General features: G+C 38.7%; 6 protein-coding genes. 5 read left to right on the forward strand and 1 reads right to left on the reverse strand.

Annotated elements, in window-relative coordinates; genetic code table 11:
* The first annotated feature begins 198 nt into the window (after nt 1-198).
* The 5 genes from dltX to dltD are packed head-to-tail and all read left to right on the forward strand — an operon-like array spanning nt 199 to nt 4,654.
* Nucleotides 199-324, forward strand: coding sequence for a teichoic acid D-Ala incorporation-associated protein DltX (dltX, locus tag ODU50_RS08260; RefSeq protein ID WP_002937209.1), 126 nt, complete (start codon nt 199-201; stop codon nt 322-324).
* Between the two features lie 16 nt (nt 325-340).
* Nucleotides 341-1,876: a D-alanine--poly(phosphoribitol) ligase subunit DltA gene (gene dltA / locus ODU50_RS08265; RefSeq protein WP_105153415.1), complete on the forward strand. Its 1,536-nt coding sequence runs from the start codon at nt 341-343 to the stop codon at nt 1,874-1,876.
* Nucleotides 1,873-3,114: a D-alanyl-lipoteichoic acid biosynthesis protein DltB gene (gene dltB / locus ODU50_RS08270; RefSeq protein WP_011922177.1), complete on the forward strand. Its 1,242-nt coding sequence runs from the start codon at nt 1,873-1,875 to the stop codon at nt 3,112-3,114. Before dltA ends, dltB begins: the two co-directional genes overlap by 4 nt.
* 42 nt (nt 3,115-3,156) lie before the next feature.
* Nucleotides 3,157-3,396, forward strand: coding sequence for a D-alanine--poly(phosphoribitol) ligase subunit DltC (gene dltC, locus ODU50_RS08275; protein WP_002937198.1), 240 nt, complete (start codon nt 3,157-3,159; stop codon nt 3,394-3,396).
* The gene (gene dltD / locus ODU50_RS08280) at nt 3,389-4,654 is read left to right on the forward strand and encodes a D-alanyl-lipoteichoic acid biosynthesis protein DltD (RefSeq protein ID WP_105153416.1); all 1,266 of its coding nucleotides are present in this window, start codon (nt 3,389-3,391) and stop codon (nt 4,652-4,654) included. Before dltC ends, dltD begins: the two co-directional genes overlap by 8 nt.
* A gap of 90 nt (nt 4,655-4,744) precedes the next feature.
* Here the strand turns inward: dltD and ODU50_RS08285 are convergent, their stop codons facing one another.
* Entirely contained in the window at nt 4,745-5,860 is a 1,116-nt protein-coding gene (locus ODU50_RS08285) for a low temperature requirement protein A (RefSeq protein WP_105153417.1), read from the reverse strand.
* Between the last annotated feature and the right edge of the window lie 634 nt (nt 5,861-6,494).

The raw sequence follows: 6,494 nt of genomic DNA on the forward strand, positions 1-6,494 counted from the left end.
AAAATACAGTCTTTGTATAACAGGTATATTCTTGTATTTTTTAGTGAAAAAAGAAATAAATTGACAAAATTATGGTAAAATATAGGTTGATTTAAAATTAATCATTTAATGAATGGAATGAGTTCGAAGTAAGTCAAGATTGACTAGACATTGTATTTAAAGCAATTCGCAGGAATAAGAGATGGAAGGAGATAGAACATGCAACATCCAGTTGTACGATTTATCTGTAGAACCCTGTTCTATTTTTTTATATTGTTACTACTTTTGTATCTGTATAGTTATTTAGACATTGGACAGGGAGGATTTATCTATAATGAGTTTTAAAGAGGAGAGTATAAAAATGATTAGCAGCATGTTAGAGCGGGTAGAGCATTTTGCAACAGAAAATCCTGACTACCCTGTTTACCATTATCTAGGACAGTTGTATAGTTATGGGGATTTAAAGGCAGATTCAGATTCTTTAGCAGCCCATATTGATAGTTTGGATTTACCAGCAAACTCTCCTGTTCTTGTTTTTGGCGGACAGGAGTACCAGATGTTGGCAATCTTTGTTGCCTTAACCAAGGCTGGTCATCCGTATATCCCTGTAGATAGTCATTCTGCTTTGGATCGGATTGAAGCCATTCTGGAAATAGCAGAGCCGAGTTTGGTGTTTGCGGTAGCAGACTTTCCGCTAGAGACAAGTTTGCCAGTGCTTGGTTTGTCTGAAGTTGAAGCCATTTTTGAGAAGAAATCGACTTATCAGTTGATGCATCCTGTAAGCGGAGATGATACCTACTATATTATCTTCACTTCTGGGACGACGGGTAAACCAAAAGGGGTGCAAATTTCGCATGACAATTTGCTCAGCTTTACTAACTGGATGATAAGTGATAAAGAGTTTGCGCTGCCAGAGCGACCACAAATGTTGGCTCAACCTTCCTATTCGTTTGACTTGTCGGTTATGTATTGGGCTCCGACGCTTGCCCTTGGTGGGACCTTATTTGCTCTACCGAAAGAGTTGACTTTGGATTTTAAGACCTTATTTGCAGCTATTCAAACTTTGCCATTTAAGATTTGGACTTCGACACCATCATTTGTAGATATGGCCTTGCTATCTCGTGAGTTTGATGGGGAACATTTACCAGATTTGACGCATTTCTATTTTGACGGAGAGGAGTTAACTGTAAAAACAGCTCAGAAGCTCCGCGAACGTTTTCCAAAAGCTGTGATTGTTAACGCTTATGGACCGACCGAAGCTACAGTCGCCTTATCAGCAGTTGCCATCACTGATGAGATGCTGGTGAATTATAAACGTTTGCCGATTGGTTATACCAAACCAGACTCGCCAACTTTTATTTTGGGTGAGGATGGTCAAGTAGTACCGAATGGTCAACAGGGGGAAATCGTTGTATCAGGTCCTGCTGTCTCTAAAGGATATTTGAATAATCCTGAGAGAACCGAGGCGGCATTTTTCCAGTTTGACGGCTTACAGGCCTATCATACTGGGGATTTGGGTGTGATGACAGATGAAGGTCTGTTACTCTATGGCGGACGTATGGATTTCCAAATTAAATATAATGGTTATCGTATCGAGTTGGAAGAAGTTGCCCAACACTTAAATAAATCAACCTATATTGAGGCTGCGGTGGCTGTTCCACGTTATAATGCTGACCATAAAGTGCAAAATCTGTTAGCTTATGTTGTCCCTAAAGCAGGGATTATGGAGCAGTTCGATCGAGAGTTGAAGTTAACCAAGGTCATCAAGCAGGAGTTAAAAGAACGGATGATGGATTATATGATGCCTTCGAAGTTTATTTATCGAGACAGTCTTCCTTTGACTGCAAATGGGAAGATTGATATTAAGGGGTTGATCGCTGAGGTGAATGCTCAATGATGGAGTTTTTCAAACAGCTACCTCAGTTAGAGCCTTATGGAAATCCATTGTACTTTTTCTATCTAGTCTTGGCGCTAGTACCAATTTTTATAGGACTCTTTTTTAAAAAACGTTTCCCCTTGTATGAAACAGGTGTTAGTTTAGCCTTCATTGTCTTGATGTTTACAGGTACAAAGACAATGCAATTGCTGTCTTTATTGGCCTATATTATTTGGCAGACAATGTTGATTTTTTTCTACAAGCATTATCGTCAACGGGCAAATCAAAGCTGGGTCTTCTATTTAATCGTGTGTTTAGCTGTTTTTCCGTTGACTTGGGTAAAGTTGGCACCGACTTTTAGTCAGCATGGGGCAATTTTCGGTTTTTTAGGTATTTCTTATTTAACGTTTCGGTCGGTCGGAATGGTGATTGAAATGCGGGACGGTTTACTAACGGAATTTAGTTTGGGAAGTTTTTTGCGATTTTTGCTATTTATGCCAACTATTTCGAGTGGCCCTATTGATCGTTATAGACGGTTTACGGAAGATTACAAACAAATTCCTGAGCGAACTGAGTTATTAAATATGCTCGATCAGACTGTGCATTATATTATGATGGGCTTCTTATATAAGTTTATTCTAGCCTATTTTATCGGGCATACTTTACTGGAGCCTTTAAAGGCAGTAGCCTTGGATCAAGGTGGATGGTTTAACTTACCTACTATTGGAGTTATGTATCTCTATGGTTTTGAATTATTCTTTGACTTTGCAGGCTATTCCATGTTTGCTATAGGTATTTCCAATCTTATGGGTATTCGCTGCCCAATTAACTTTGATCAACCGTTCAAATCGCGTGATCTTAAGGAATTTTGGAATCGATGGCATATCAGCTTATCTTTTTGGTTCCGTGATTTCGTCTTCATGCGTCTGGTTAAGACTTTGTTGAAACATAAGGTTTTCAAAAATCGAAATACGGTATCCAATGTTGCCTATCTGTTAAATATGCTCTTGATGGGCTTGTGGCATGGTGTAACATGGTATTATATTGCATATGGTCTCTTTCATGCTTTGGGATTGATCATCAATGATGCTTGGATTCGTAAGAAGAAATCAATTAATTTAGCTCGAAAAAAAGCTGGGCAAGAACCACTTCCGGATAATCGTTGGACGAGTTTCGCTGGTATGTTTGTGACCTTCCATACGGTCATGTTCTCTTTCTTGATATTTTCAGGATTTTTAGATAAATTGTGGTTCAAGTAGACAATAGGTAACGATTGTATGAATCGTAGAAAGGAATATAAAATGGATGTAAAAGAAACAATATTGAATATTATCGAAGAATTATTTATGGAAGATGTATCTGAAATGATGGATGAAGACCTATTTGATGCGGGTGTTTTAGATAGTATGGGGACTGTAGAACTTATTGTGGAGTTAGAAAGTCGTTTTAATATTACAGTTCCAGTTTCAGAGTTTGGTCGTGAAGATTGGAATACAGCTAACAAAATCATTTCTGGTGTTGTGGAGTTGATGCATGCGTAAGCAATTGTGGCAGATTTTTGGGCCTGTGATTTGTGCAACGTTTTTAGTTATTCTCACGTTGTTGTTTTTCCCGAGTGCTTCTCGGCCAAATTTCAAAGAAGAAAAACAAGATGCAGTAGCATTGTCTTATATTAGTTTTAAGAGCAAATATAAGAAAAATAGGGCTCTGGGAGACAAAAATCATCGTTTTGTTCCTTTCTTTGGGTCAAGTGAGTGGTCGCGTTTTGATAGTATGCATCCATCAGTGTTGGCAGATGCTTATCAGAGAGAGTATACTCCCTATTTGTTAGGACAACGTGGTGCAGCTTCGCTGACACAATATTTTGGCATGCAACAGATTGGGGCACATTTAAAGAATAGTCAGGCTATCTATGTTGTTTCTCCTCAATGGTTTTCACCCAAAGGGGCATCATCTAAGGCATTTGAACAATATTTTAGTAGTGATCAAGCCACTCATTTTCTGCAAACAAGTGCTGGGGATGACTATGATAGATATGCAGCAAAGCGTTTCTTAGAGCTTAAATCAGACTGTAGTTTGACAGGAATGTTTCAAAAAGTAGCTAGTGGTAAGGAATTGTCGAAATGGGATAGAGAGCAGTTGACCTGGCAAGCCTATTTATTAGAAAAGCAAGATGCCTTATTTAGTCGCTTTGCTGATTCTGGTAGTAATTTAGGATTGGTAGAAACGGAAGCGATGAAACTTCCAGAGCCTTTTTCCTATGACCGCTTGAGTAAAGTGGCTAATGAGGACGGGAGTCGTTCTACTCAATCAAATGATTTCCAAATTGATGATAGGTTTTATAGAAATCGTCTTCAGTCAAAAATCAAAAAACTTAAACAATCCCAGACAAAAATATCTTATCTGCAATCACCGGAGTACAATGATTTTCAGCTGGTTTTGAATGAATTTGCTAAACATCAGACTGATGTGCTATTTGTAATTCCCCCGGTTAATGAACGTTGGATGAACTACACTGGTCTCAATAAAGATATGTATCGGGCAACAGTAGCAAAGATTAAGTACCAGTTGACCAGTCAAGGTTTTAATCATATTGCTGATTTGTCGGAGCAGGGGGGGATAGATTATTTTATGCAAGATACGATTCACATCGGTTGGCAAGGCTGGCTGGAGCTTGATAAGTATATTCACCCATTCTTGACAGAACAACAAGCACCTGTTCATTATCAGCTAAAAAAAGAATTCCTAACTTCCGAATGGGCTACATATAAGGGAGATTTTAACCTATTTTTGAAATAGTTAGATACAGTTATAATAAAAAGCAAGAAGGCTTTGAATTAGGAAGTCTCCTTGCTTTTTTTTGTTCTTTTACTGTAATAAACTGAATGATTATATATCTTCTCCCAACAAACTGTGGTTGGCTTTGCGGAAGCGAATAACATGATAGGCAATCATAGCGTGTGAGAGCAGGTTTAAGATAACAAATAGTAGGATATTTGAATGACCATCCAGCAATAAGGCAACATTTTCAATTAGTAAAATGAGAGCATAGATGAACAGCCCTCTCCTGCCAACTTGATGGACTTGTTGATTATAGAAGGAGGTCGAAAGGATACCACTATAGAAGATAAGGTTTCCTACAATCAGCATGGGCAAGGCCAAATCATTATGATGACTAGAGAAAAGCTCCATTGCCACTGTGAAGAAATTCAAGCTAAGAACAATCACCAAGTGAGCGTATAGCAGAACAGTCGCATCTGCCTTGCGGTGATGGTCGATAGTGAGATAGGTCTGAGAAATATAGAAGATGAACAGAGTCGCCATTGCGAAGAAGAGGAGGATTCCTTCCAAAGGAAGTTCTAGAAGCGGGTAATTTTTGATAATAGCGATGACGGTCTCACCGAAAGTGATAATGGTAATCAGCTGGCAACGTTCCACCATGTGTGGGAAGTTGATGGGGTCATGACTCATTCTCTTTTGGAAGAAGAAGGAAATCAAGAAGGGAATAATATAGACAATCAGCATCCGTTCATCATTGGTCCATAGCTTGAAGATGACCAACAAGGTTGCAATTGCAAAGGACGCAATGTATGTCGCCAGCATCTGCAAGGTTGCCTTGATGTCCTCATTAAAGCCAATCCGTCGACCTCTTAGGTAATATTGCACGAAAATCAAAACGTATGACAAGGTCAGAAAGGCATTGAAGGGCAGAGCTGTTTTTTCAAAATCATTGCTGAAGTTGAGTGACATGTTACCAATCAGATACATGGATGGAATAATGGTGAAAATATCCAGAAAATCTCGTTCGCCATACTTATTCAGATAAATGGTCTCATTCATCCACAAGGTCATAATAATCAGATTGGCGATGATAAAGGTGACAATCTCCTTAAAACCGATGTGGTCCCCATGCAGCAAGCCCGTCAGTGAGGAAGTGGCTAATACAAAGACCAAATCATAAAACAATTCATAGTTGGATACACGTTTTGCCTTTATTTCAGACATAAAATTCTCCTTTTCTAAAAATCTGAACCATTATATCATACGTGAAGGTGAGGGAGCAAACCAGTTATTCTTGGAACTGATTTTCTGATAATCGTGGAAAAAATCTGTAGGAGCTATTTAATTGTTGTTTCATTAGTGGATGATAACTTGTTTATAATAGCACGATTTACTCATTTTATGGTATAATATCTAAGTCGCAATCACTAAACAGCGCAGGTTGGGAGGTGAGACTTTATGCGTATACTCTTTGAACTTGTCCTGCTACCCTTGTTAGTATCCATATTAGCAAACGTGATTTCGGAATGGCTAATCCGATTAGCGGACAAATGCGACAAATACAAACAATAGCCTGCGTGCCTTGAGCAAGCACAAAAAAACACCCACGGCGGCCACCTTGGGTGTTTTCTTTATGCGCTTATCTCTTTGAACTTTTAAGCACTCAAAGTATAACACATTTTTCTTTAGTTTTCAAGTGTCCAGTCCAAATCAGGGCCGACTGGTACAACACAGTAAATTCCCAAAGTAAGTTCTAGTCTGTCTTAAAAACTGGAAACTGGAATGAGACAAAGAAATAAGGTAGAACTTACTATGGGACAAGTTGGTAACCGACAATGAAAAACAAACACTTAACTCT

Source organism: Streptococcus sp. 2020WUSS084 (assembly GCF_044427445.1).
Taxonomy (GTDB): domain Bacteria; phylum Bacillota; class Bacilli; order Lactobacillales; family Streptococcaceae; genus Streptococcus; species Streptococcus suis.

Coding starts and splice junctions, on each gene's coding strand:
- dltX (WP_002937209.1), top strand. CDS start 199: ATGCAACATCCAGTTGTACGATTTATCTGTAGAACCCTGTTCTATTTT.
- dltA (WP_105153415.1), top strand. CDS start 341: ATGATTAGCAGCATGTTAGAGCGGGTAGAGCATTTTGCAACAGAAAAT.
- dltB (WP_011922177.1), top strand. CDS start 1,873: ATGATGGAGTTTTTCAAACAGCTACCTCAGTTAGAGCCTTATGGAAAT.
- dltC (WP_002937198.1), top strand. CDS start 3,157: ATGGATGTAAAAGAAACAATATTGAATATTATCGAAGAATTATTTATG.
- dltD (WP_105153416.1), top strand. CDS start 3,389: ATGCGTAAGCAATTGTGGCAGATTTTTGGGCCTGTGATTTGTGCAACG.
- ODU50_RS08285 (WP_105153417.1), bottom strand. CDS start 5,860: ATGTCTGAAATAAAGGCAAAACGTGTATCCAACTATGAATTGTTTTAT.